The 23901-nt window shown below is 71.9% G+C and carries 22 protein-coding genes; 11 read left to right on the top strand and 11 right to left on the bottom strand.

The window, feature by feature from the left end; genetic code table 11:
• The first annotated feature begins 37 nt into the window (after positions 1-37).
• On the top strand, positions 38-2131 hold the full coding sequence (locus G412_RS0124295; protein WP_028814363.1) for a putative bifunctional diguanylate cyclase/phosphodiesterase: 2094 nt from the start codon (positions 38-40) through the stop codon (positions 2129-2131).
• Here the strand turns inward: G412_RS0124295 and G412_RS0124290 are convergent.
• Positions 2101-3021, bottom strand: a complete 921-nt coding sequence (locus G412_RS0124290) for a LysR family transcriptional regulator (RefSeq protein WP_028814362.1) — start codon at positions 3019-3021, stop codon at positions 2101-2103. The two genes, G412_RS0124295 and G412_RS0124290, sit on opposite strands and share 31 nt — an antisense overlap.
• Positions 3022-3112: 91 nt before the next feature.
• On the opposite strand from G412_RS0124290, the gene G412_RS0124285 reads away from it, so the two are divergent.
• From G412_RS0124285 to G412_RS0124255, 7 genes are all read left to right on the top strand, one after another.
• A complete protein-coding gene (locus G412_RS0124285; RefSeq protein WP_078607322.1) occupies positions 3113-3817 on the top strand; it encodes a succinate dehydrogenase cytochrome b subunit in 705 nt (234 codons plus the stop codon).
• A gap of 1 nt (position 3818) precedes the next feature.
• Positions 3819-5768: a fumarate reductase/succinate dehydrogenase flavoprotein subunit gene (locus tag G412_RS0124280; protein WP_028814360.1), complete on the top strand. Its 1950-nt coding sequence runs from the start codon at positions 3819-3821 to the stop codon at positions 5766-5768.
• Positions 5765-6514, top strand: a complete 750-nt coding sequence (locus tag G412_RS0124275; protein WP_028814359.1) for a succinate dehydrogenase/fumarate reductase iron-sulfur subunit — start codon at positions 5765-5767, stop codon at positions 6512-6514. The genes G412_RS0124280 and G412_RS0124275 overlap by 4 nt, the downstream gene beginning before the upstream one ends.
• A gap of 83 nt (positions 6515-6597) precedes the next feature.
• On the top strand, positions 6598-7041 hold the full coding sequence (locus tag G412_RS35775; protein ID WP_051338582.1) for a type VII secretion target: 444 nt from the start codon (positions 6598-6600) through the stop codon (positions 7039-7041).
• Positions 7042-7126: 85 nt separating this feature from the next.
• Positions 7127-8731, top strand: coding sequence for a peptidoglycan-binding protein (locus G412_RS0124265; RefSeq protein WP_028814358.1), 1605 nt, complete (start codon positions 7127-7129; stop codon positions 8729-8731).
• An 11-nt stretch (positions 8732-8742) separates the two neighbouring features.
• Entirely contained in the window at positions 8743-9216 is a 474-nt protein-coding gene (locus G412_RS35770; protein WP_037649729.1) for a protease inhibitor I42 family protein, read from the top strand.
• Positions 9213-9635, top strand: a complete 423-nt coding sequence (locus G412_RS0124255) for a hypothetical protein (protein ID WP_244283202.1) — start codon at positions 9213-9215, stop codon at positions 9633-9635. The genes G412_RS35770 and G412_RS0124255 overlap by 4 nt, the downstream gene beginning before the upstream one ends.
• Positions 9636-9642: 7 nt before the next feature.
• Here the strand turns inward: G412_RS0124255 and G412_RS0124250 are convergent, their stop codons facing one another.
• Together G412_RS0124250 and G412_RS0124245 are read right to left on the bottom strand one after the other, a co-directional pair.
• Positions 9643-12063: an excinuclease ABC subunit UvrA gene (locus G412_RS0124250; protein WP_028814356.1), complete on the bottom strand. Its 2421-nt coding sequence runs from the start codon at positions 12061-12063 to the stop codon at positions 9643-9645.
• Positions 12064-12113: 50 nt separating this feature from the next.
• Positions 12114-13133 carry an MsnO8 family LLM class oxidoreductase gene (locus G412_RS0124245; RefSeq protein WP_037649753.1) on the bottom strand — a complete coding sequence of 340 codons (1020 nt, stop codon included), beginning with the start codon at positions 13131-13133 and terminating at the stop codon, positions 12114-12116.
• A gap of 88 nt (positions 13134-13221) precedes the next feature.
• Between G412_RS0124245 and G412_RS0124240 the strand changes: the two genes are divergently transcribed.
• The gene (locus G412_RS0124240) at positions 13222-13725 is read left to right on the top strand and encodes a phosphatase domain-containing protein (RefSeq protein ID WP_028814354.1); all 504 of its coding nucleotides are present in this window, start codon (positions 13222-13224) and stop codon (positions 13723-13725) included.
• Between the two features lie 13 nt (positions 13726-13738).
• On the opposite strand, the gene G412_RS0124235 is transcribed toward G412_RS0124240, so the two are convergent.
• The 5 genes from G412_RS0124235 to egtA all read right to left on the bottom strand — a co-directional run bounded on the left by G412_RS0124235 (position 13739) and on the right by egtA (position 18588).
• Positions 13739-13957, bottom strand: coding sequence for a dodecin (locus G412_RS0124235; RefSeq protein WP_028814353.1), 219 nt, complete (start codon positions 13955-13957; stop codon positions 13739-13741).
• A 245-nt stretch (positions 13958-14202) separates the two neighbouring features.
• On the bottom strand, positions 14203-15168 hold the full coding sequence (gene egtD / locus G412_RS0124230; RefSeq protein WP_028814352.1) for an L-histidine N(alpha)-methyltransferase: 966 nt from the start codon (positions 15166-15168) through the stop codon (positions 14203-14205).
• Positions 15165-15920 carry an ergothioneine biosynthesis protein EgtC gene (egtC, locus tag G412_RS0124225; RefSeq protein ID WP_028814351.1) on the bottom strand — a complete coding sequence of 252 codons (756 nt, stop codon included), beginning with the start codon at positions 15918-15920 and terminating at the stop codon, positions 15165-15167. The genes egtD and egtC overlap by 4 nt, the downstream gene beginning before the upstream one ends.
• A complete protein-coding gene (egtB, locus tag G412_RS35765) occupies positions 15920-17314 on the bottom strand; it encodes an ergothioneine biosynthesis protein EgtB (RefSeq protein ID WP_051338581.1) in 1395 nt (464 codons plus the stop codon). The genes egtC and egtB overlap by 1 nt, the downstream gene beginning before the upstream one ends.
• Positions 17311-18588: an ergothioneine biosynthesis glutamate--cysteine ligase EgtA gene (egtA, locus tag G412_RS0124215; RefSeq protein WP_037649726.1), complete on the bottom strand. Its 1278-nt coding sequence runs from the start codon at positions 18586-18588 to the stop codon at positions 17311-17313. The genes egtB and egtA overlap by 4 nt, the downstream gene beginning before the upstream one ends.
• Before the next feature lie 227 nt (positions 18589-18815).
• On the opposite strand from egtA, the gene G412_RS35760 reads away from it, so the two are divergent.
• Entirely contained in the window at positions 18816-19694 is an 879-nt protein-coding gene (locus G412_RS35760; RefSeq protein ID WP_051338580.1) for a TIGR02452 family protein, read from the top strand.
• Here G412_RS35760 and G412_RS35755 read toward each other — a convergent pair.
• Entirely contained in the window at positions 19679-20032 is a 354-nt protein-coding gene (locus tag G412_RS35755; RefSeq protein WP_425274506.1) for a hypothetical protein, read from the bottom strand. The two genes, G412_RS35760 and G412_RS35755, sit on opposite strands and share 16 nt — an antisense overlap.
• Before the next feature lie 11 nt (positions 20033-20043).
• On the opposite strand from G412_RS35755, the gene G412_RS0124200 reads away from it, so the two are divergent.
• Complete coding sequence (locus tag G412_RS0124200; protein WP_037649724.1) at positions 20044-21099, top strand: glycosyl hydrolase family 18 protein; 1056 nt, start codon at positions 20044-20046, stop codon at positions 21097-21099.
• Between the two features lie 59 nt (positions 21100-21158).
• Here the strand turns inward: G412_RS0124200 and G412_RS0124195 are convergent, their stop codons facing one another.
• Together G412_RS0124195 and G412_RS35750 are read right to left on the bottom strand one after the other, a co-directional pair.
• Complete coding sequence (locus tag G412_RS0124195) at positions 21159-21854, bottom strand: alpha/beta fold hydrolase (protein ID WP_028814348.1); 696 nt, start codon at positions 21852-21854, stop codon at positions 21159-21161.
• Between the two features lie 286 nt (positions 21855-22140).
• Positions 22141-23775 carry an IclR family transcriptional regulator domain-containing protein gene (locus G412_RS35750; RefSeq protein WP_037649720.1) on the bottom strand — a complete coding sequence of 545 codons (1635 nt, stop codon included), beginning with the start codon at positions 23773-23775 and terminating at the stop codon, positions 22141-22143.
• Positions 23776-23901 lie beyond the last annotated feature (126 nt).

Genomic DNA, 23901 nt, shown 5'->3' with positions numbered 1-23901 from the left:
CGACGACCGGGACGACAGACTCGGGCGGTTCGCCACGATCTGGAGCCGGGCGATCTTCCCCGTCACCGCCACCTCCCTGACCCGCCCCGAGGTCGAAGAGCACCTGCTGCCGCTGGCACGGCAGTTGAGCGAGGCCCTGCACCGCCGGCCCTTCGACACCGCGCCCGCGCACGAGGTGGGCGCCGCCCTGGTCGCCGCCCACTGCACCGACCCGGACGCCCTCGTCCGTACGCTCGGAGTCGTCGACTCCTACCTGGTGCTGTATTGCGCCGGGGAGAACGACTCGCCCGCGGAGTCGGAGGAGCACCGGGCCCGCTGCGCCCGGCTCCAGCACGCCATCGCCGCCGGCTTCGCGCAGGCGCTGCGTGAGCGCACCCTCGCCGAGCAGGAGGCCCTCGCCAGGTCGTCCCTCCTGGCGAGCAGCGAGGCGCAGAAGGTACTGCACGCCACGGAGACCCGGTTGCGCGCGGTTTTCGAAGGCGCGGCGATCGGCATAGGCATCGCGGACCTCGAAGGCAACATCCTGGAGGTCAACGAGGCGCTCATGCGGATGTTCGGCGGGCTCGACCATTACATGCGCGGCCGGAAGGTGAGCGAGTGGGTCCACCCTGAGGACACGCCCCATGTCTGGAGGCTGTACGGCGAGCTGGTGCGCGGCGAGCGCGAGAACTACCGCGTGGAGAAGCCGTACTACCGCACCGACGGCACCGTCCTGTGGACGAACCTGACGGTCTCGCTGCTGCGTGACGCCGACGGCCGTCCGCAGTACCAGCTGGCGCTCATGGAGGACACCACCGAGCGGCGGCTGCTGAACCTGCGGCTGCGCTACGAGGCCACCCACGACGCCCTGACCGGACTGCCGAACCGTACGCTCTTCTTCGAGCGCCTGGAGAAGGCCCTGTCCGCGGGCGACGGCATGCGCTTCGGCCTGTGCTACCTGGACCTCGACGGTTTCAAGGCGGTCAACGACAGCCTGGGCCACTCGGCCGGCGACCGGCTGCTCGTGGAGGTCGCCGACCGCTTGCAGAGCTGCGCGACAGCGCCCGGCGAGATGGTGGCCAGGCTCGGCGGCGACGAGTTCGTGGCGCTGACCACGGGGCCCGACACCCGCCAGGAGGTAGACGAGCTCGCCGCCCGCATACTGAACGCGCTCGCCGCTCCGATCCGTATCGAGGGCCGGGACCTGACCGTGCGGGGCAGCATCGGCATCGTCGAAGGCCCGGCGGGCGAGCGTGGTCCTGCGGAGGTGCTGCGCAGCGCCGACATCACCATGTACCGCGCCAAGTCGGCGGGCGGCAACCGCTTCGAGACCGCCGACGCGGAGGCGGACGCCCGCGCCATCACCCGGCACGGCCTCACCAACGCGCTGCCCGCCGCGCTGGAGCGGAACGAGTTCTTCATCGAGTACCAGCCGCTCGTGCATCTCGGTGACGGCAGCGTGCACGGCGCGGAGGCGCTGGTGCGCTGGTGCCACCCGCAGCACGGTGTCCTCGGCCCGGACCGGTTCATTCCGCTCGCCGAGCACACCGGTCTCATCGTGCCGCTCGGCCGCTGGGTGCTCGAAGAGTCCGTACGCCAGGCCAGGTTCTGGCAGAAGCGGCACTCCGACGGCGGGCCGCTGCGGATCAACGTCAACCTCTCACCGATGCAGCTGCACCACCCCGGCCTGGTCTCCGACACCGTGGACGTGCTGGAACGGGCGGGCCTCGAACCGGGCGCCCTGTGCCTGGAGGTCACCGAGTCGGCGCTGATCGGCGCCGACGACGACCTGCTCAAGCCGCTGCGCCAGCTCGCCGAGATGGGCGTCGACATCGCGCTCGACGACTTCGGCACCGGCTACTCCAACCTCGCCAATCTGCGCAGGCTGCCGGTGAGCGTGCTCAAGCTGGACCGGTCCTTCACCCAGTCCATGCAGCAGCACCCGGCCGACGCCGTCGACCTGAAGATCGTCGAGGGGATCGTGTCACTGGCGCACAGCCTGAAGCTGGCCGTGACGGTGGAGGGCGTCGAGACGGGCGCGCAGGCCGCGCAGCTGCGCGAGCTGGGCTGCGACACCGCGCAGGGCTGGTACTACGCGCGGCCCGGCGCTCCCGACCGCATTCACACCTTGCTGCTGGCCGACGCCGTCTGACGGACGCGAGAAGCGAGGAGTACGTTCTGCAGCTCGCGCGCCGCGCGCGGCGGAGCCACGTCGCTGCGGTGCGCGAGCGCGATCGTACGGTGCAGGCCCGGCCGGGCCAGGGGCGTGACCCGCAGGTCGCGCCCCGCCCGCGCGGCCACCATGCGCGGCACGACCGCGAGGCCGAGCCCGGCCCGTACGAAGCCGAGCACGGCGTCCATCTCGCCGCCCTCGACCGTGAAGGACGGCTCAAATCCTTCGGCGCGGCAGGCGGCGACGGTCAGCTCCCGCAGGTCGTACCCGTGCCGGAACATCACCAGCGGCTCGCACTCCAGATCCGCGACGCGTACGGACCTGCCGCCCCTTCCGGGACGGGGCAGTGCGGCGGCGGACACCACGACCAGGTCCTCGTGCAGCAGCTCGACCGTGGTCAGGGCCGGTGACGGCGACGGCAGCGGCAGCACGACCAGGGCCAGGTCGAGCGCGCCGCGCGCCAGTTCCCGTACGAGATCGTGCGAGCCGCCCTCCTCGATCAGCAGCTGGATGCCGGGATGCAGATCGTGGAAGGTGCGCAGTACGTCCGGGAGCAGCCCCGTGCACAGGCTCGGCGTCGCACCGAGCCGCACCCGGCCGCGCCGCAGCTGGGCCAGCTCCTGGACCTCGTGGCGGGCGGTGTCGGCGTCGGCGAGGATGCGGCGGGCGAGCGGCAGCAGGGCCTCGCCGGCGTCGGTGAGGGAGATGTTGCCGCGGGCGCGGGTGAAGAGGTCGGCGCCCAGCTCCTTCTCCAGGGCGCGGATCTGCTGGGAGAGGGACGGCTGGGAGACGTGCACCTGCTCGGCGGCGTGCGTGAAGTGCAGGGTCTCCGCGACGGTCACGAAGTAGAGGAGCTGCTGGAACTGCATGAGCCCACGATATCGCCGATAGGACCAGCCTATGGACATGAGCCGGACCATGTCTTGGACCTCTGGGCCCGTCGGCCCTAGCGTCGGTGCCATGGCACTGGCTACGCGGACGGATCGACAACCGTCCCTCACGCGCTCGCTCTGGGGATCGACCGTCGGCAAGAAGACGGTGATGGCCGTGAGCGGCCTGATCATGCTCATGTACCTGGTCGCCCACATGCTCGGCAACCTCAAGATCTTCTTCGGTTCCGGCGAGTTCAACGCGTACGCGCACTGGCTGCGCACCATGGGGGAGCCCCTGCTCCACTACGAGTGGGCGCTGTGGATCGTACGCGTGGTGCTGCTCGCGGCGGTGGTGCTGCACGGCGTCGCGGCGTACCAGCTCAGCAGGCGGGACATCAGGGCGCGGCCGAGCAAGTACGTGCACAAGCGGCGGCGGGCCAGCTACGCGACGCGCACGATGCGGTGGGGCGGGATCATCCTCGCGCTGTTCATCGTGTGGCACCTGCTGGACCTGACGACGCTCACGGTGAACGAGAACGCCCAGCCGGGGCGCCCGTACGAGAACGTCGTCGCGACCTTCAGCACCTGGTACGGGAACGTCATCTACCTCGTGGCGATGACAGCCGTGGGGCTGCACATCCGGCACGGCTTCTGGAGCGCCGCGCAGACGCTGGGCGTGGGGAACGCGCGGCGCGACCGGATCCTCAAGACCGTGGCCAACGGTCTCGCGCTGGTGCTGACCGCCGGATTCGTCTCCGTACCGGTGGCCGTCATGACTGGAGTGGTGAGCTGACATGAGCGATTACACGGCCTACTCGACCGGCGCGCCGGTCATCGACACCAAAGCCCCCTCCGGTCCCATCGCCGAGCGCTGGGACACCCGCCGCTTCGAGGCCAAGCTGGTCAACCCGGCCAACCGCCGCAAGCACACCGTCATCGTCGTCGGCACGGGCCTCGCGGGCGGCGCGGCGGGCGCCACGCTCGCCGAACAGGGCTACCACGTCGTCCAGTTCTGCTACCAGGACTCGCCCCGCCGCGCCCACTCCATCGCCGCGCAGGGCGGCATCAACGCCGCCAAGAACTACCGCAACGACGGCGACTCCATCCACCGCCTCTTCTACGACACCGTCAAGGGCGGCGACTTCCGCGCCCGCGAGTCGAACGTCCACCGGCTCGCGCAGATCTCCGTCGAGATCATCGACCAGTGCGTGGCGCAGGGCGTGCCCTTCGCGCGCGAGTACGGCGGCCTGCTCGACACCCGCTCCTTCGGCGGCGTACAGGTCTCGAGGACCTTCTACGCCCGAGGCCAGACGGGGCAGCAGCTCCTGCTCGGCGCCTACCAGGCGCTGTCCCGGCAGATCGCCGCCGGCAACGTCGAGATGCACGCGCGCACCGAGATGCTGGACCTCATCGTCGTCGACGGGCGGGCGCGCGGCATCGTCGCCCGCGACCTGATCACCGGCCGCATCGACACGTACTTCGCGGACGCCGTGGTGCTCGCGAGCGGCGGCTACGGCAACGTCTTCTACCTCTCTACCAACGCCAAGAACTCCAACGCGACGGCGATCTGGCGCGCCCACCGGCGCGGCGCGTACTTCGCCAACCCGTGCTTCACCCAGATCCACCCCACCTGCATCCCGCGCTCCGGCGACCACCAGTCCAAGCTCACCCTGATGAGCGAGTCGCTGCGCAACGACGGCCGCATCTGGGTCCCCAAGGCGCAGGGCGACACGCGCCCGCCGGCCGACATCCCGGAGGACGAGCGCGACTACTACCTGGAGCGCATCTACCCGTCCTTCGGCAACCTGGTGCCGCGCGACATCGCCTCGCGCGCCGCGAAGAACGTCTGCGACGAGGGGCGCGGCGTCGGCCCCGGCGGGCAGGGCGTCTACCTCGACTTCGCCGACGCGATCCGGCGCCTCGGCCGCAAGGCGGTCGAGGACAAGTACGGCAACCTCTTCGAGATGTACGAGCGGATCACCGCCGAGAATCCGTACGAGGTGCCCATGCGCATCTACCCGGCGATCCACTACACGATGGGCGGCCTGTGGGTCGACTACGACCTCCAGACCACCGTCCCCGGTCTCTTCGCGATCGGCGAGGCGAACTTCTCCGACCACGGCGCCAACCGCCTCGGCGCCTCCGCGCTGATGCAGGGCCTGGCCGACGGTTACTTCGTCCTGCCGTCCACCATCAACGACTACCTCGCCCGCAACCCCCACCACGACGACGTCGACGCGAGCCACCCGGAGGCGGTCCGCGCGGTCGCGGAGACCAACGACCGCCTGGAACGGCTGCTGGCCGTCGACGGCGACCGGACCCCCGACTCCTTCCACAAGGAGATCGGGGAACTCCTGTGGGAGTACTGCGGGATGGCCCGCACCGAGGAGGGCCTGCGGAAGGCACTCGGCCGCATCCCGGAGATCCGCGAGGAGGTCTGGCGAAGGATCAAGGTGCCGGGTACGGGCGAGGAGCTCAACCAGTCGCTGGAGAAGGCGAACCGCATCGTCGACTACCTGGAGCTCGCCGAACTGCTGTGCCTCGACGCCCTGCACCGCACCGAGTCCTGCGGCGGCCACTTCCGCGAGGAGAGCCAGAGCGAGGGCGGTGAGGCGGAGCGGAGGGACGAGGAGTTCTCGTATGCCGCCGCCTGGGAGTTCGTGGGTACGGGCCGGGCTCCCGTACTGCACAAGGAAGCCCTCGAATTCGCCTACGTCCACCCCACCCAGCGGAGTTACGCATGAGGCTCACCCTGCGCGTCTGGCGCCAGCGCAATGCCGAGGAACCCGGCGCCATGGTCACGTACGACATCGACGACATCTCCGAGGACATGTCGTTCCTGGAGATGCTCGACACGCTCAACGAGACCCTCATCCTGCGCGGCGACGAGCCGGTCGCCTTCGACCACGACTGCCGCGAGGGCATCTGCGGCGCGTGCGGTGTCGTCATCAACGGCGACGCGCACGGCCCGGAGCGCACCACCACCTGCCAGCTGCACATGCGGCACTTCAAGGACGGCGACACGGTGGACGTCGAGCCGTGGCGGGCGGGCGCCTTCCCGGTGGTGAAGGACCTGGTGGTGGACCGGTCGGCGTTCGACCGGATCATCGGCGCGGGCGGCTACATCAGCGTCCCGACCGGCGCCGCCCCCGAGGCGCACGCCACGCCCGTGCCGAAGGCCGACGCCGACTTCGCGTTCGAGCACGCCGAGTGCATCGGCTGCGGCGCGTGCGTCGCCGCCTGCCCGAACGGCTCGGCGATGCTCTTCACCTCCGCGAAGGTCAACCACCTCAACGTGCTCCCGCAGGGCGCGCCCGAGCGCGAGACCCGCGTCCTCGACATGGTCTCGGCCATGGACGAGGAGGGCTTCGGCGGCTGCACCCTGACCGGCGAGTGCGCCACCGCGTGCCCGAAGGGCATTCCGCTGCCGTCCATCGCCGCGATGAACAAGGAGTGGCTGCGGGCGACGCGCAAGACGTCACGCCGCTGACCCGCATTCTTCGCTGTGGGCATGTCACCCCTGGCTGGTAATCTTCCCCCGCAAGATCAGAATCGGCTGGCAAGCGGGGGAAGATGGCCGGGCAGACGCAACAGGGTGGCTACCGCGTCCAGCAGGGCGGGATGGCCGCCGAGGCGGACAAGCTCGACCGGGCGGGCGACGACGCCGGTGACATCGGCGCCGCTCTCCAGGAGCAGCTCTGCTACCCGCCGGACGCCCTGGGCGGCTCGGACTCCGGACCGGCGTTCAACAACTTCTCCGAGGCGTGGCAGGCCGAGGCCAAGGTGCTGGAGAGCGCGCTGCACGAGCTGGCCGACAAGGTCCGTATTTCGAAGGCGAATTACCAGGGCGCCGACGTTCAGGCGATGAACGATCTCCAGGCGGGCGGTGGCGGCCTGACGACCATGCCGGCGCCCGCGCCGGCCGGGTCCGCACCCGGCATCGGCATGCGCACCATGCCGGCTCCCGGCCCGCCTCCCCCCGGTTCACCTCCCGTCGGCCTCGCCGACTTCGGCTGAGCGCTGCCTTCCCCCTCCCCCTGCTGACCTCTCCGCACCTCCCTTCCAACCTCTCTCCGAACCGATTGCCGGAGGCCCCAAAGCCATGCCCGACGCAGGCGAATCCACCACCGACCGCCGGGAGAAGCTGGCCGGTTACCACCGGTCCATCGCCGGTGCCGGCGACAAGAACACCCTCATCGAGGCCATCCAGAACGCCCTGAACGTCTCGGCGCCCGTCGGCTCGCCCAGCACCCTCGACGACATCGCGAAGCGGTACGAGAAGCAGGCCGAAGCGGCGCAGGACGTGTTCTACCGGGTCCAGGAGATCGCCGTCACCGGCCTGCCCGACGCCTGGGTGGGCAGCACGGGCGCCAAGGCCCAGGAGGTGGTCTCGGCGGCGGCGCGGTCGGCCGGGCAGATGGACGAGGCGATCCGCGGCGCGCGCAGAGCCCTGATCCTCCTCTCCGACGCGCTGACCATCGCGCAGTCGGAGGACAAGGGCGGCCGGGAGCAGCTACGCGAGGCGCTGGGCATGCTCGGGAGCGAGGACGGCTTCTTCGACGACATGGTCGAGAAGGACGCCGAGGAGGCGGAGCGGCTGCGGGCCCGCAACATCGCCTCCGCCGGGGCGAAGACCATGCACGCGGCGGCGGAGAAGGCCGACGACGCGGCCCGCGAGGCCGCCCGCGACCTGAACAAGCTCGCGGCCGAAGCGCGCGCGGGCAAGATGAAGACCGACAACATCTCCGCCGCCGACCGTCTCGTCCTCGCGGACATCGCGGGCCCCAACGGACCGGCCGAGATGAACGAGCTGCTCACCGCCAACGACCTGGAGCGCTCGGGCAAGGCGATGGAGCGCATGAACGCCGCCGATCAGGCGGAGTTCGAGCGGATGCTCGCCGAATCCAAGAGTCCCCAGGAGCGCGCGTACCTGGTGAAGGCCCTCGCCGCCGGACATGACCTGAACGAGGTCTCCGAGTTCCGGGACAAGATCCACGGCAAGGACCCTCAGTGGCTGCAGCGGCATCTGACGCCGGTGACCACGGCGGGCGACAGCATGAACAACGAGGGTCTCAACCCCGACGGTTCGAGCGTCAACAAGGACGACCAGGCCTTCAAGGGAGAGCGCTGGTCCCAGGACGGCAACACCTGCGTACCGTCCACCGTCGTCACCGGCCGTGCCATGGTCGACCCGGTGTACGCGCTCGAACTCACCGGCGGCCCGTCGGGCCAGGAGGACGACCCCGCCGCCTTCCGGGAGCGCCTGGGGAACGAACAGCTCCGGGTGCACGAGGAGGGCGACGGCGACAACGAGTACGACTTCCCGTTCGGCAGCACTCCCGACGGCATGGACAACGACGGCAAGACCACCATCGCCAACAAGGAGATCAGCCCGCACACCGGCAGCGAGTACGAGTTCCAGGAAACCAGGAGCGCCGATGCCCGCCGCGATGTGCTGCCCGACATCGAGAAGGCCGTCGCTGAGGGCAAGCCGGTCCCGATCGGCGTCGAGGGCACGGACGCCAAGGGCGATCGCGCCGGCCACTCGATGATGATCGTCGGCCAGGAGGGCGACATGCTCCAGATCTACAACCCCTGGGGCACGACCACCTGGGTCAGCGAGGACGACTTCGTCAACGGACGGATGGGCAAGGCCTCCGACAAGGACCTGCCCGACGCCTACGCCGTCCACCTTCCCGCCGAGTGAACAGGTTCCCGATGCGCAATCGACTCGCCACAGCGCTTGGCGTTCCGCTGTCCGCCCTGGCCCTGGCCGGATGCGGGCTCTTCGGCCCCGCGACCTACGAGGTCGACGAGAGGTCCGTCGAGGTGGACGCGGGCGACGAGTTCACGCTGTCCCTGCCGGCCAGTCCCTCCATGGGCGAGAACTGGTACATGGCCGACCCACGTCCCGACCGTGACGTCGTCCGGCTCCAGGGCCAGGACGAGGACCGGGAGGACGACGGCGGGAATGCCGGCGCAGGCAGCGGAACGCAGTCCTTCACCTTCCGGGCGATCGAGCCGGGCACCACGAAGATCAAGCTGCTGTACTGCCGGCTCGGCACGTGTGCGGCGGAGTTCGGCGACCCGGCGCCGTCGCCCTCGCCCTCCGAGTCACCGTTCCCCACCGCGAGCGCAACCCCCGGCGAGCACGACCGCGAGTACTTCATCTACACCGTCACCGTCCGATGACCGGATCCGAGGCACCCATGGACTCCACCCCGCCCCGCCCCACCAAGACCGACGACGACTGCGCCCGCCTCGACACGACCATGATGCTGCGCTACGGAATCCCCGCCGAAGGCCCGCACCGCACCGCCCTGTTCGGTGACGGTGCCATCGGAGCCGCGGTGGTCCTGGACCGGCTCGGCGTGCTGCCGCGGTCCGTCGCGTTCCTCGCCGAGGTCGTGCGCAGTGGCGGCGTGCGGTACGCGGCCCAGCTCCCCGAACTGCTCCCGGACCCGGCCGCCACGGACACCGTCCGCCCCTGGCTGGAGGCGGCCGGGACCGTCGCCCGTCCGGTCGTCGGCGACGAGACCACCGCCCGCTGGCTGGAGTCCGTGGCCGAGCTGATCGGGCTTCGCCGCAACAGCCGCGCCAGGGGCCGCTGACCGGCGCTCAGCCCGAAGGGCGGAACTCCCGCGCCAAGTAGGGCGCCGTACGACTCCCCGCCGCCCCTGCCACCTCGGCGGGCGGCCCCGCCGCGACGATCCTGCCGCCCTCGTCGCCGCCGCCGGGGCCGAGGTCGATCACCCAGTCGGCGCCCGCCACCACGGCCATGTCGTGCTCGACCACCACCACCGAATGCCCTTGGTCGACCAGGCCGTGCAACTGCGGCATCAGCACCTCGACATCGGCCGGATGCAGCCCGGTCGTCGGCTCGTCCAGTACGTACACGGTGTGGCCGCGGCGCGTGCGCTGAAGCTCGCTCGCGAGCTTGATGCGCTGCGCCTCGCCACCCGACAGCTCCGTCGCCGGCTGCCCGAGCCGCAGATAGCCGAGCCCGACATCGAGCAGCGCCTGGAGGCTGCGTACGGCGGCGGGAGTGCCCGCGAAGAACTCCGCCGCCGCCTCGACCGTCAGATCGAGCACCTCGGCGATGCTGAGGCCCTGGAACGTGACCTCCAGCGTCTGCGGGTTGTAGCGCGCGCCGCGACAGTCGGGGCACGGGGCGTACGTACTCGGCAGGAAGAGCAGCTCCACTGAGACGAACCCCTCGCCCTGGCAGGTCTCACACCGCCCACCGGCCACGTTGAACGAGAACCGCCCCGCCTTGTACCCGCGCGCCCGCGCCTCCTCCGTACCGGTGAAGAGCTTGCGTACGACGTCGAAGAGCCCGGTGTACGTCGCCAGATTCGAGCGGGGCGTGCGCCCGATGGGGCGCTGGTCCACCTGAACCAGCCGGTCAACGGCGTCCACCCCGTCGGCAGAGGCGCAACCCACCGCCGCGCCTGTCCCGCCCGCCAGAACGCCCGCGAGCACCTGCCCGACCAGAGTGGACTTCCCCGAACCCGACACACCCGTCACCGCTGTGAACACGCCGAGGGGGAATTCGGCGTCCACGCCGCGCACATTGTGCCGCTCGACACCGTTCAGCCTCAGCAGGCCGGACGGTTTGCGGACCTCGCGCGCGGGAGCGGGCCCGCGGTCGAAGAGGAAGTGTCGGGTCGCCGAATCGGCGACCTCGGCCAGCCCGGTCGGCGGCCCGCTGTGCAGCACCCTGCCGCCGTGCTCGCCCGCGTGCGGTCCGACATCGACGAGCCAGTCCGCGCTGCGCACCACATCCAGATGGTGCTCCACGACGAAGACCGAATTGCCCGCCGCCTTCAGCCGTCCGAGGACGACGAGCAGGGCCTCGGTGTCGGCCGGGTGCAGCCCCGCCGACGGCTCATCCAGTACGTACACGACACCGAAGAGCCCCGAGCGGAGCTGCGTCGCCAGCCGCAGCCGTTGCAGCTCACCGGAGGAGAGGGACGGCGTCGTACGGTCGAGACTCAGATAGCCGAGTCCCAGCTCGGTGACCACCGCGATCCGCGCCAGCAGGTCACCCGTCAGGACGCGCGCGGTCTCGCTCCCGTCCGCCGAGCCCGTGCCCGTGCCCGACCCCGAGCTCAGCACTCGCGCGAGCGCCGACAGGGGCAGCCCGGCCAGCTCGGCGATCGTACGGCCGCCGAACGTGACGGCCAGCGCCTCGGGGCGCAGCCTGCTGCCGCCGCACACCGGGCACGGCTCGGCGGTCAGGAAGCGCTCGGCCCGCGCCCGCAGGGTCTGGCTCTTGGAGTCCGCGAAGGTGTGCATGACGTAGCGCCGGGCGCTCATGTACGTGCCCTGGTACGGGCGTTGGATGCGCCCCGCGTCGCGCACCGGGTGCACGGTGACCACCGGCTGCTCGTCGGTGAACAGGATCCAGTCGCGGTCCCGCTGGTCCAGCTCTTGCCAGGGCCGGTCCACGTCGTACCCGAGCGCGTCCAGCACGTCGCGCAGGTTCTTGCCCTGCCAGGCACCCGGCCACGCCTCGATCGCGCCCTCGCGGATGGAAAGCGAGGGGTCCGGCACGAGGAGTTCCTCGCTGGTGCGGTGGACCCGGCCGAGGCCGTGGCATTCGGGGCAGGCGCCCGCCGCCGTGTTCGGCGAGAAGGCGTCCGAGTCGAGGCGCGGGGCGCCGGGCGGGTAGGTGCCCGCGCGGGAGAAGAGCATGCGAAGGGAGTTGGAGAGGGTGGTGACGGTCCCGACCGAGGACCGTGAGGTCGGCGCCGACCTGCGCTGCTCCAGCGACACGGCGGGCGGCAGGCCGCTGATCTCGCCGACCTTGGGCGCGCCGACCTGGTGGATCAGGCGGCGGGCGTACGGCGCGACGGACTCGAAGTAGCGGCGCTGAGCCTCGGCGTAGATCGTCCCGAAGGCGAGCGAGGACTTCCCGGAACCCGAGACGCCGGTGAAGACGACGAGCGCGTCACGCGGGATGTCGACGTCGACGTGCCGCAGGTTGTGCTCTTCGGCGCCGCGCACCCGCACGTACGGGTCGTGGGTATGGTGCATCGGCGGGGCTCCGTACGCGGGGATTGTTGTTGCGACAAACGGTTCCGATTCTAGGCGGCGTCCATGTCCGTGCCCGTGAGCCCCACCAGGCGGGCCAGCCGCCGGAACGAGTCCAGCAGAGCCCCGCGGTCGTACGTACTCGTCGCCACCAGGTACTCGTCGGCGCCGCTGCGGCCCAGCACCTTCTCCAGGGCGTCGGCGACCTCGTCCTCGGTGCCGTGGATGTGTCCGTGCCGGGCTTCGTCGAAGAGGCCACGCTCACGGTCGCTCATCGGCCGGGCCAGGATCTCGTCGACGGGTGCGAGCGGCGGGAACGAACCGTGGGTGCGGGAGTACGCCGATGCCCAGGCTTCGGGGACGAGGAGCCGCCCGGCCTCCTCGGAGGTGCCCGCCACGGCGACCGTGCCCGACAGGACGACGTACGGCCGCTCACCCCATGGGGAGGGCCGGAATGCCTCCCGGTAACCGTCGACCGCCCGCAGCATCTCGTCCTCGCCGCGCGCCGCCGCGATCACCAGCGGCAGCCCGGCGGCCGCGGCGACCCGGGCCCCGGCGCCGGTGGCCAGTACGAACGCGGGGATCCGCAGACCCTCGGCGGGGTGGGCGTGGACCTGCGGATGCGCGCTCTGGTCGCCGGTGAAATAGCCCAGCAGCTCGCCCAGCCGCGTGGCGAAGTCCCCGGCGTCCTTCTTGTCCCGGCCCAGGGCCCTGCGTATCCCGTCGGTGAACCCCACCGAGCGGCCGAGTCCCATGTCGATCCGGCCGGGGAAGAGCGACTCCAGCACCCCGAACTGCTCGGCGACGACCAGCGGCTGATGATTCGGCAGCATCACCCCGCCCGTGCCCACCCGGATCGTGGACGTCGCGGCGGCGACGGCGGCGGCCAGCACGGTCGGCGCGGAACCGGCGACGCCGGGCACGCTGTGGTGCTCCGACACCCAGAAGCGGTGATACCCGAGCGCCTCGATCCGCCGTGCGAGGTCCACGGTGTCCCGCAGCGCCTGCGGGGCGTCGTGCGCCTCGCGCGTACGGGAACGGTCGAGTACGGAGAACCGGGTCTGCGCGATCACTGAGCTCACACCCACTTCAACACCTCACCCACGCGGGGATTCCCGGCCGGCGCCGACGAATCCGCCGGACACGTCCTAAGGTGCCGGAATGACTTCCGGTTCGACGCACAGCAGCAGGCCACTGGCCGTATTCGACCTCGACGGAACCCTCGCGGACACGGCGCACCGCCAGCGCTTCCTGGAGCGTACGCCGCGCGACTGGGACGCGTTCTTCGGCGCGGCGCCCGACGATCCGCCGCTGCCCGAGGGGGTGCGGATGGTGCGGGAGAGCGAGGAGGAGTGCGACATCGTCTACCTCACCGGCCGCCCCGAGCGGTGCCGCCGGGACACGGTGGAGTGGCTCGCCGCGCAGGGGCTTCCCGAGGGGCGGATCTGGATGCGCCGGGACAACGACCGGCGGCCCGCCCGCCACACCAAGCTGGAGATCCTGAAGCGGCTGGCGGCGCGGGGCCGGAAGGTCCGGATGCTCGTGGACGACGACGAACTGGTGTGCGCCGCGGCTGAGCAGGCGGGATTCACGGTCGTGCGCGCCCGGTGGGCCGCCACGTCGGCGGCGCTCAAGGACGCGCAGGAGCGCGAGGGCCGTACCTGACGGCGCGTGCGGGTCAGGCGCCGGTGTCCTCAAGGCGGAAGCCGACCTTGAGGCCTACCTGGAAGTGCTCGATCCGGCCGTCGACGATGTGGCCGCGCACCTGTGTCATCTCGAACCAGTCGAGGCCGCGCAGCGTCTGGGAAGCGCGGTCGATGCCGTTGCGGATGGCCTGGTCGAGGCCCTCGGTCGAGGTGCCGACGATCTCGGTGACGCGGTACGTGTGGTCGGACATGCGGCGCTCCCTCTGCTCATGAGGCTCTTGCGACTGCTGCTGCGGCGCGCCGGGGTGCCCGTGGCGCGGTTTCTACCACCGTGCCCCACGGGTCGCCGCGGCGCACGTTCGGCTTCTGACCCCGTGCGTGTGCCCTGCGGGGCTTTCCCCAACCCGCCCCTTCCCGAACTGGGGCGGGCCCCAGACCCCGGACGCCCTGCGGGCGTGTCCTCAAACGCCGGACGGGCTGGATTCGGGGCCGCCCGCTACACCGCCGCCGCCAGCGACAGGGCGAAACGCTCGCCCTCGTCCGTCCACCACTCACGGAGGTTCAGCCCCGCCGCCGCGAGCTCGCGGCGTACCCCTTCCCGGCGGAACTTCGCCGAGACCTCCGTGCGGATCTCCTCACCCGCCTCGAACGACACCGCGATGTCCAGCTCCCGGATCTTCACCGTCAGCGCCGAACGCGCCCGCAGCCGCATCTCGATCCACTCGTGCCCGCGGTCCCACACCGCCACATGGTCGAAGTCGCCGGGATCGAAGTCCGCGCCCAGCTCGCGGTCGATGACGGACAGGACGTTCTTGTTGAACGCGGCGGTGACGCCCTGCGCGTCGTCGTACGCCGCGACCAGCGTCTCCTCGTCCTTCACCAGGTCCGTGCCGAGCAGCAGCGCGTCACCGGGTTCCAGCAGCGACCGTACGGACTTCAAGAACACCGCGCGCTCGTCGGGCAGCAGGTTCCCGATCGTGCCGCCCAGGAAAGCGACGAGGCGCGGCCCCGGCGTTCCGGGCAGGGCGAGTCCGCGCGTGAAGTCCGCGATCAGCGCGTGTACGGACAGGGCGGGCCGCTCGTTGAGGAGCGACGACGCGGCCGCGGTCAGCGCACTCTCGCTCACGTCCACCGGGACGTAACTGTCCAGCCCGGGCGCCAGCGCGTCCAGCAGATGGCGGGTCTTCTCCGAGGAGCCCGAGCCGAGTTCGACCAGCGTGCGCGCCCGCGTCGCGGCCGCGATCTCGGGGGCGCGGGCGATCAGGATCTCCCGCTCCGCCCGGGTGGGGTAGTACTCGGGCAGGCGGGTGATCTCCTCGAACAGCTCGCTGCCACGCGCGTCGTAGAACCACTTCGGCGGCAGCACCTTCGGCGTGCGGGTCAGTCCGTGCAGTACGTCGGTACGCAGATCGGCGTCCGTCGCGTCCTCGGGCAGAGTGCGGGTCAGCAGGAACGGGCTCACGCAGTGGGCTCCTTGAGCGGGGTCAGCAGGACATCGGTGCGGGTGGCGGCGAGCAGGGTGTGGTCCGGGACCTCGCGCCAGTGCGGATCGTCGTCGTACGGCTCGGAGGCGACGATCGTGCGACGGCCCGGCTCGGCGTGGTACCAGAGGGTGTCGCCCCAGGCGGTCGCGGCGACCGTCTCGCCGTCCGTGAGGAGCAGGTTCAGGCGCGAGCCCGGCGCGGCCTCGGCCAGCTCCAGGACCGTGTCGGCGAGCGCCTGCCCCAGCTCGTCGCCGTCGCGCAGCCGGTGCAGTACGAGCGCCCAGACCAGCGCCGAGTCGCACCGTGCCTCCAGGGCGAGCAGTTCCGCCGCCGGCAGCGCGCCGGCGAGCAGCGCGGCCGACCGGGGCCAGCCCCTGAGCGCGCCGTTGTGGCTGAACAGCCAGGGCCCGGCGGCGAACGGCGCCGCCGCCGCCTCCCCGTCCGCGCCCGCCCGGGTGGCGTCGCGGACCGCCGCGAGCACGGCCCCGGAGCGTACGACACGGGCCAGGTCGGCGAAGGAGGCGTCGGCCCACATCGGGCCCGCGCGCCGGTAGCGGGCCGGAACCGGGTCGCCCTCGGCGTACCAGCCGACGCCGAATCCGTCCGCGTTGACGGTCCCGTACCGCTGGAGGCGCGGCGCCCACGCCTGGCGGTACAAGGCGTGAACGGGCTTCACCAGGAGGTCGCCGAGGGGCACCGGCGGTCCGAGGCAGGCGAAGTGCCGGCACATCAGGAGACCACCGCGCCCGTGGGTACGTCCCGGACGTCCGGGGCGTCCCTTGCCGTGCGGAACCCCGCGAAGATCTGGCGGCGTACCGGCAGGTCCCAGTTGCGGAACGTGCCACGGCAGGCCACCGCGTCGACGGCGAACGAACCACCCCGCAGCACCTTGTGCTCGCCGCCGAAGAAGACCTCGGAGTACTCGCGGTACGGAAAGGCCGCGAAGCCCGGATAGGGCAGGAAGTCGCTCGCCGTCCACTCCCACACGTCGCCGATCAGCTGCCGTACGCCGAGCGGGGACTGTCCGGCGGCGTACGCCCCCACCGGAGCCGGCCGCAGATGCCGCTGGCCGAGGTTCGCCAGCTCCGGGGTGGGGTCGCAGTCGCCCCACGGATAGCGCAGGGAGCGGCCCGACGCCGGGTCGTGCCGGGCCGCCTTCTCCCACTCGGCCTCCGTGGGCAGCCGCCGGCCCGCCCACCGCGCGTAGGCGTCCGCCTCGTACCAGCTGACGTGCAGCACCGGCTCGTCCTCCGGTACGGGCTCGACGACCCCGAAGCGCGTCCGCAGCCACTGACCGCCCTCGCGGCGCCAGAACAGCGGCGCACCGAGGCCGTGCTTGCGTATCTGCGCCCAGCCCTCGGCCGCCCACCAGCGCTCGTCGGTGTAGCCGCCGTCCGCCATGAAGCGGAGGTACGCGCCGTTGCTCACCGGCACCGTGTCGATGAAGAAGGCCGGGACGAAACGGTGATGTGCGGGCCGCTCGTTGTCGAGTGCCCACGGCTCGGTGGACGTGCCCATGGTGAACGGGCCGCCGGGGACCATGACTTCGGGTGCCAGGTCCGCCGTCGTGGCGGACGTGGGGCGCGGTGGCGGGGGAGCGGTGAGCGCGACGGGACCGCGCCGGAGCTGATGGGTGATCAGCATGGTTTCATCGTGCTGCTGTTCGTGCTGGGCGACCATGCCGAACGCGAAGGCCGCGTCCAGCAGCGGGGTCCCGCGCAGCGGACTGCGCTCCAGTACGTCGAGGACCCGGCCGCGTACGTCGGCGGCGTACCCGCGGGCCTCGGCGGGGGCGAGCAGCGGGAGCGACGGGCGCTCGGCGCGCGGGTGCTCGAAGGCGTCGTACACCGAGTCGATCTCGGGGCGCATGGCGTCACGCCCGGCGACCGCCCGCAGCAGCCACAGCTCCTCCTGGTTACCGATGTGGGCCAGATCCCAGACCAGCGGAGACATCAACGGGGAGTGCTGTGCCGTCAGTTCACCGTCGTCCACGCAGTCCGTCAGCGCGGTGGTGCGCTCGCGCGCCCTCAGCAGCGCGTCGACGGCGAGGGTGCGGAGCGATTCGGGGTCGGTGGCGGGATCGGCGGGGCCGTTGAGACCGGCGGAGCCGGTGGGGGCGCTCATATGCGGATGTCCTTCCCGTGAGCGGGGTCGAGCAGATCGTCGGCGGGGCATCGCCCGTGCACGACGTACCGCTCGGTGAACGCGGCGACAGCGCACTGCACCGCTGTCGAAGCGCCGAGGCGGGGCAGCGCGTCGAGCGCCGCGTCGAAACAGGTCTCGGCGGCCGATCGCAGCTCGGCGTCGGCCAGCCCGTACCGCGCGGCGTTGATCCACAGCGGATTGCGCGGCGCGGGCAGCAGGCCCGCCGTCTCGGCGAGGGGCTTGACGGTCCGGTACGCGATCTCAGCGGCCGCCGGGTCGTCGAAGAGCGCGGTGGTGACGGCGAGCGGAACGATCCAGCCGTGGTCGCCCGGCTGGGCGTCGATCATGCGCAGTTCGAGGTGTCCGCGCGGCCGAACCGGTGGAAAGAGCGTGGTCAGGTGGTAGTCGAGGTCAGCGCGGGTCGGCGGCCGCGGCGCTCCGGAGCGTATCCAGGAACGGAACGACAGCCCTTCGGGTACGTCCCAGGGCGCGTCGGTCCCCCCTCTGACGCACATCACGGGGGCGTCCAGCACCCGCCCCGTCCACGCACCGCGCGGCTCGGCGTCGAGAGGCGGGGCGAAGGAGCGGCCGGGCTCGATCTCCGTCCACAGGGCCTGGCGCGTGGACCGCCAGCCGGTACGACGCCGTTGGTGGAAGGGGGAGTTGGCGAACGCGGCCGACAGTACGGCGCCGAGCAGATGGGCGAGCAGCCAGCGCCGCCCGTAACCGAGCGGGCCCGGCTCCTCATGGCCTGCGTCCAGACAGACCTGGACGGACGCCGACGAGCACATCATGGCCCGGCCTGCCGGACCGGCCCGGTCGAGATACGCCTCCATCGCGTCGTAACGGGGCTCGCGCAGGAGACGCTTCGGGGGGTGCCAGGGGTCCGTGCCGATGCCGGTGAGGCCGAGGTCCCGAGAGCGCAGAACGGCGCGTACGGCGTCCAGGTCCGCGGATACGGAGTCGACGCACTCGGTCAGGGACGGGGCCGGGAGGGAGCTGAGTTCGAGCTGGCCGCCTGGCTCGACGGTGAGGGCCGAGAGCAGGGGCAGGGCCCGCAGAGCGGCCATGGCCGCTTCGAGGCGGGCGGGTTCGACGGGGAGTTCGGGGAGGTGGAGCTCGTGGACGAACCATTCGAGTTCGACGCCGACGGTGCTCGGTGGCCCTGTCTTGAAACAGATGCCGCGCAGTAATGCTTCGGCACCGGCCTCGGTGACCGGCGCGCCTTCTTGCACGAAGTCGCCTGTGGGCATGGGCTGTTCCTCCTTCACGGTGGTAGGTGATCCGGTGATAGGTGATCCGGTCGTCGGGAATTGGGCCGCCGGGGATCCGGCCGGCGGGATCGTGCCTGAGCCCGCCCCGAAGACCGGGACGGGCATCGCACACCAGCTAAGCCACTGACTTGGAATCGCACAAGGGTGTCCTGGCGGCGCGGAAACTCCGTTGCGCCGGCGCACGGCGGTCGCCGACGATCTGACCTGTGAGCGCACGACTGCGGGGAATCGCGAAAGAGACCGAAGAGATCGTCCGGGCGGGCAGGTACGCCGCACCCGACGGCCGCGGCGTGCCGATCGGCGAGGAAGTGGCCGCCGCACTGGCGGGAACCAGGCTGTACGGCCCCGACCCGGTCGCCGTCACGCCGGACACGGACCGTACGACCACCTTCGAGGTCACGGACGAGAGCAGCCTGGCGGCCGCCCGCAGGCTGACCGGCGCGGGAACCGGCCCGGTCGCCGTGCTGAACTTCGCCTCCGCGCGCAACCCGGGCGGCGGCTACCTGAACGGCGCCCAGGCACAGGAGGAGGCGCTGTGCCGAGGCTCCGCGCTGTACGCGACCCTGCTGCGCGTCCCCGAGTTCTACGCCCACCACCGGGCCGACCGGAGCCCGTTCTACACCGACCGGGTCATCTACTCGCCCCGCGTCCCGGTCTTCCGCGACGACCGCGGCGCGCTGCTCGCCACGCCGTACACCGTGGGGTTCCTGACCTCGCCCGCGCCGAACGCGGGAGTGATCCGCAGCCGCGAGCCCGAGGAGGCGCACCGGATCCCGGCGGCGCTGGCGTCCCGCGCCGGGCGGGTCCTGGAGACGGCCGCCGCCTGCGGCTACCGGCGGCTGGTGCTGGGCGCCTGGGGCTGCGGTGTGTTCATGAACGATCCCGCCGCGGTGGCGGGCGCGTTCCACGCGCACCTCACCGGAGAGGGCCGCTTCTCCGGCCACTTCGACGAGGTGGTCTTCGGGGTGCTGGACCGCACGCGCGGAGCATCCGTGCTTGGCACCTTCCGCGCGGTGTTCGCCGCGCGGACGGAGTCCGCAGCGAAGGCCGCGTCCGGCGGCGCCGCGGCTCAGCTCCAGCCGTAGCGCACGCGCAGGCGCTGCACGACCCGGTCGAAGCGCGGCCGGTCCAGGGCACACGCCTGTCGCCGCATGCCGTTCTCGTGCACCCGAAGCACCCGAAGCGCCCGAAGCACCCGGTCGAGGTCGACCCACGACTCGCGCCGCGCCGCGTCCCACGGTCCGCAGCCGATCGCCGCCCACTCGCGGTCGCGCTCGTGCCGCTTGCCGGACAGCCGTACGGCGAGCAGCCGGTCCTTGCCCCGGCCGGGCAGTTCGGCGATGTCGTCGGAAGACGTTGTCACTCGGGTGAGGTCAGGGCCTGGACGGCCCAGTCCGCCGGGCGGGCCCGGCGGCCGGGCCACAGGCTCGCACCATGGCCACACGAACCCTGAGCGTCCTCGTCGCAGCGGGACTCATGAGCACGGCGGCGCAGTTCCCGGCCCCCGCCGGCCCGGACGCCGAGCCCCTGCGCACCGCCACGCCCCGTACCGTCTCCGCCTGGCTGCCCTACTGGGACCAGGACGGGGCGTACCGCGACGCCCTGAGCCACGCCGACCAGCTCCACACCGTCAGCCCTTTCTGGTACCACGCCGTCTCGGCGGGGCGGGTCGACGGGCATCCGGGCGCGGGGGAGCGGCGGGTCATCGACGGACTGCACGCCGCCGGCATCAAGGTCGTGCCGACCGTGAACGAGACGATGAAGCCCGGTGCGCTCGGCTCGATCCTCACGAGCCCCACGGGCCGCGCCACTCACATCCGTACACTCCTGAAAATCGCCGAGAGCCGCGACTACGACGGCCTCGACCTCGACTACGAGACCATCGCCGCGACCGGCGATGCCACGTACAGGCAGGTGCGCGCGGGGTACGCGAAGCTGGTCGAAGGTGTCTGCGCGGGCCTGCGGGCGGTGGACAAACAGTGCGTCGTCACTGTGTCGCCCAAAACGGCGACCACCGGTCGGATCTGGGACTACACCGCCATCGGGCGCGCGGCGGACCGGATGCGCGTCATGGCGTACGACCACCACTGGAAGGGCGGCAAGCCGGGCCCGCTGTGCACCCCGCAGTGGTACGACGAAATCCTGCGCGTCGCCACCGCGGAGGTCCCGGCAGACAAGATCGAGGTCGGGCTCCCGGCGTACGGCTGGGACTGGCCCGCCGACGGCAAGTCCTGGGCGAAGCACGTCACCTGGAAGGAGGCCGAAGCGCTGCGCCTCGCGAAGGGCGCGCCCTACACGCTCGATCCGGTGTCCCGTACACCGCACTTCAGCTATCTGGACGGTCAGCAGCGGCGCGAGGTCTGGTACCAGGACGCACGCGGCGTCGCCGAACACCTGCCGGTGCTACGCAAGTACGGCGTCGCCAACACCGCCTTGTGGGCGCTCAATTTCGAGGACCCGGAGCTGTGGCCGGTGCTGGCGCGCGGCTGAAGCGGCGTGTGTGTACGGGCGCCCTGGGTGGGTCGGCCCGTACACACGCGCCGCAGGGGTCAGATCCAGCCGTCCAGCGACTCCATGAACGCGTCGAAGTCGTCACGGTGGATGGTGTGGCCCGCGCCCTTGACCGTACGGACTTCAAAACCGCGTTCCCTCAGCACGGCCGCCTTCGCCGCGTCGATGAGGAAGCTCGGGTCGGCGAGCTGCACCAGCGAGGGTACGACGGGCCCGGCAGGCAGCAGATCGACGCCGGACACCGCGCCGAGGCTGTACGCCGACGCCTCGTCCCAGACCTGGAGGGTCTCCAGCTCGATGTCGATGTCCGCCGCCTCCCAGCGCGGATTCATCGCCGCTATCCACTCCCGTGGCGCCGCCTTGGACTGGGCGAACAGCGCGGGATCGAAGCCCTCGTCCGCCGTGCCGAGGTGCCACGCCGGGTCGGAGTAGACGGCACGCGCCGGCCGCAGGCGGTCCACGGCGAGCGACAGGGTGAGGCCACCGAGGGAGTGGCCGATGGCGAGTTCGGCGCCGGCCGGGAGGGTCTCGACCACGTCGTCGGCGAAGATCTCGGGTGTGTACTCTCCCCGTGCGCTGGCACCGTGGCCGCGCAGGTCGACGGCGATGACCCGGTAGCCCTTCTCGGCGAGTGCCGGGCCGACCCGGCGCCAGGTGCGGTGGTCGGCCATGATGCCGTGGAGGAGAAGCGCGAGGCGGTCGCCTTCGCCCCAGGTCTGGGTGTGGAGATGCACGGTAATGCCTTTCTGCTGGTCGGTCGTCAACTCGCGTACGGCACACTGCCGCACGGGCGCGGCCACCACCATCAGGAGGGGAACCCTGCGGGGCTTTTGCCCACCCCGCCCCTCCCCGCTGTGACATTGTGCGGCTCCGCCGCGTGAGGGGCTCCGCCCCAGACCCTTGCCGCAACCATCCAGCCCCTCCGGCGTTTGAGGAGCGGGGTCTGGGGCGGAGCCCCAGTCGGGAAGGGGCGGGGTGGGGAAAAGCCCCGCAGGGCCACGGCCGCCCGCTTCCTCCGGGTCACAGCGACCGCCGCCGACCCGGCGTGCCCAGTGCCCGCAGGTCCGCCTCGATCAGCGCCGCCGCCTCCCGCAGCGCCGGCAACAACGCCTCCCGCATCTCGTCCGGCGCACCGTCCCCCGCGTGCCGGGCCACATTCACCGCCGCCACCACACGGCCGTACCCGTCCCGCACCGGCACGGCCAGCGAGCGCAGGCCCTCCTCCAGCTCCTCGTCCACCAGGGCGTATCCCTCGGCCGCGGCCCGCTCGACGATCCGCTCCAGCTCGGCCGGGGAGGTCACGGTACGGCGGGTCAGCGCGGGCAACGCCTCCGGCAGCGGCGGCCGCTCGTCCCGCGTCAGGCCCGCGAGCAGCACCCGGCCCATCGACGTGGCGTACGCCGGAAAGCGCGTACCCACCGTGATGTTGACGCTCATGATGCGCACCGTGGGGACGCGCGCCACGTACCGGATGTCGGCGCCGTCGAGCACCGCCAGCGACGCCGACTCGTGCACGCGCCGTACCAGCGCCATCAGATGCGGCTGAGCGATCTCCGCGAGCCCCAGCTCGGACAGCCGCGCACAGCCCAGTTCGAGCACGCGCGGCAGCAGCCGCCACCGGCGCCTTTCCGAGGCGACGTACCCCAGCTCCTCCAGTGTGAGCAGCGAGCGCCGTGCCGTCGCCCTGGCCAGCCCGGTCGCATCGGCGACCGCCGTGAGCGCCATCCCGTCGCCCCGGTCGGCGCCGAGCGAGCCGAGGACGGCCAGCCCGCGCGCCAGGGACTGCAGAAAGTCCGGCCCCAGCTCGCGCTTGGCCTCCAGCGAGGTGTCCCGTACGGGCGCGGCCTCCGGCGCGGGGCGTGGCGCCGTCAGCGCCGCCTCCAACTCGCCCTGTACGGCGAGCAGCCGGGGCAGTACGGTCTCCCGCAGCGACTCCAGGGTGTGCCTGCTGGTGTGGCTGACCACGCTCACCGCGCACACCGTCCGGCCCGCCCCGTCGCGTACGGGCACGGCGACCGCCACAAGGCCCGGCTCGATCAGTTGGTCGTCGCCCGCCCAGCCGTCCACGCCCGCCCGGGCCGCCCGCTGTTCGAAGGCGTCCGCGTCGAGCGGGCGGCTCAGCGGCGGCACCGCCGCGAACCCCGCGTCCAGCGGATCCGCGTCGCGCCGCCCACGCCACGCCCGCCACCCGTCCGCGTCCCACTCCGCCGCGAACAGCGCCCCGGGTGCGCACCGCTCGGCGGGCAGCAGGTCGCCGATCCGGAAGGCCAGTGACATGGTCCGCTGCCGCGTCGTCTGGAGTACGAACCGCACTCCCGCGACGCCGTCGTCCGGCACCGCCACCGACACCGACTCGTCGAACTCGTCCGCGAGCCGCTCGGCCGCCGGCCCGAGCGCCGCTGGAATCCCGCACGCCGTCAGGTACGCGCCGGGCAGCTCCATCAGCCGGGGCGCGAGCGCGACCTCGCGCCCGTCGCTGCGCGCCAGGCCGAGCCGGTCGAGCGTGGACACCACCCGGTCGACCGTGGAGCGGGCCAGGCCCGTCGACCGTACGAGATCACTGTTGCGCATCCGGTCGTCGGCGCCGGGCGCGGACAGGGCACGCAGCACGGTGAGGCCGCGCTCCAGGGGCCCGACAGATTCGGCGCTGGACATGGGATTCCTCCTGGCAGGCCGTTGACACCGGACGGCGCTCGGCAGAGACTCAGGGCGAGTCAGATGTGAACGATAGTTCATTCTGCGAACACCGACCAGGCAGCAACGACCAGGCAACAACGACCA

The sequence above is a fragment of the Streptomyces flavidovirens DSM 40150 genome (assembly GCF_000429085.1).
Classification (GTDB): domain Bacteria; phylum Actinomycetota; class Actinomycetes; order Streptomycetales; family Streptomycetaceae; genus Streptomyces; species Streptomyces flavidovirens.
This window is presented reverse-complemented; position numbering and strand designations above follow the sequence as displayed.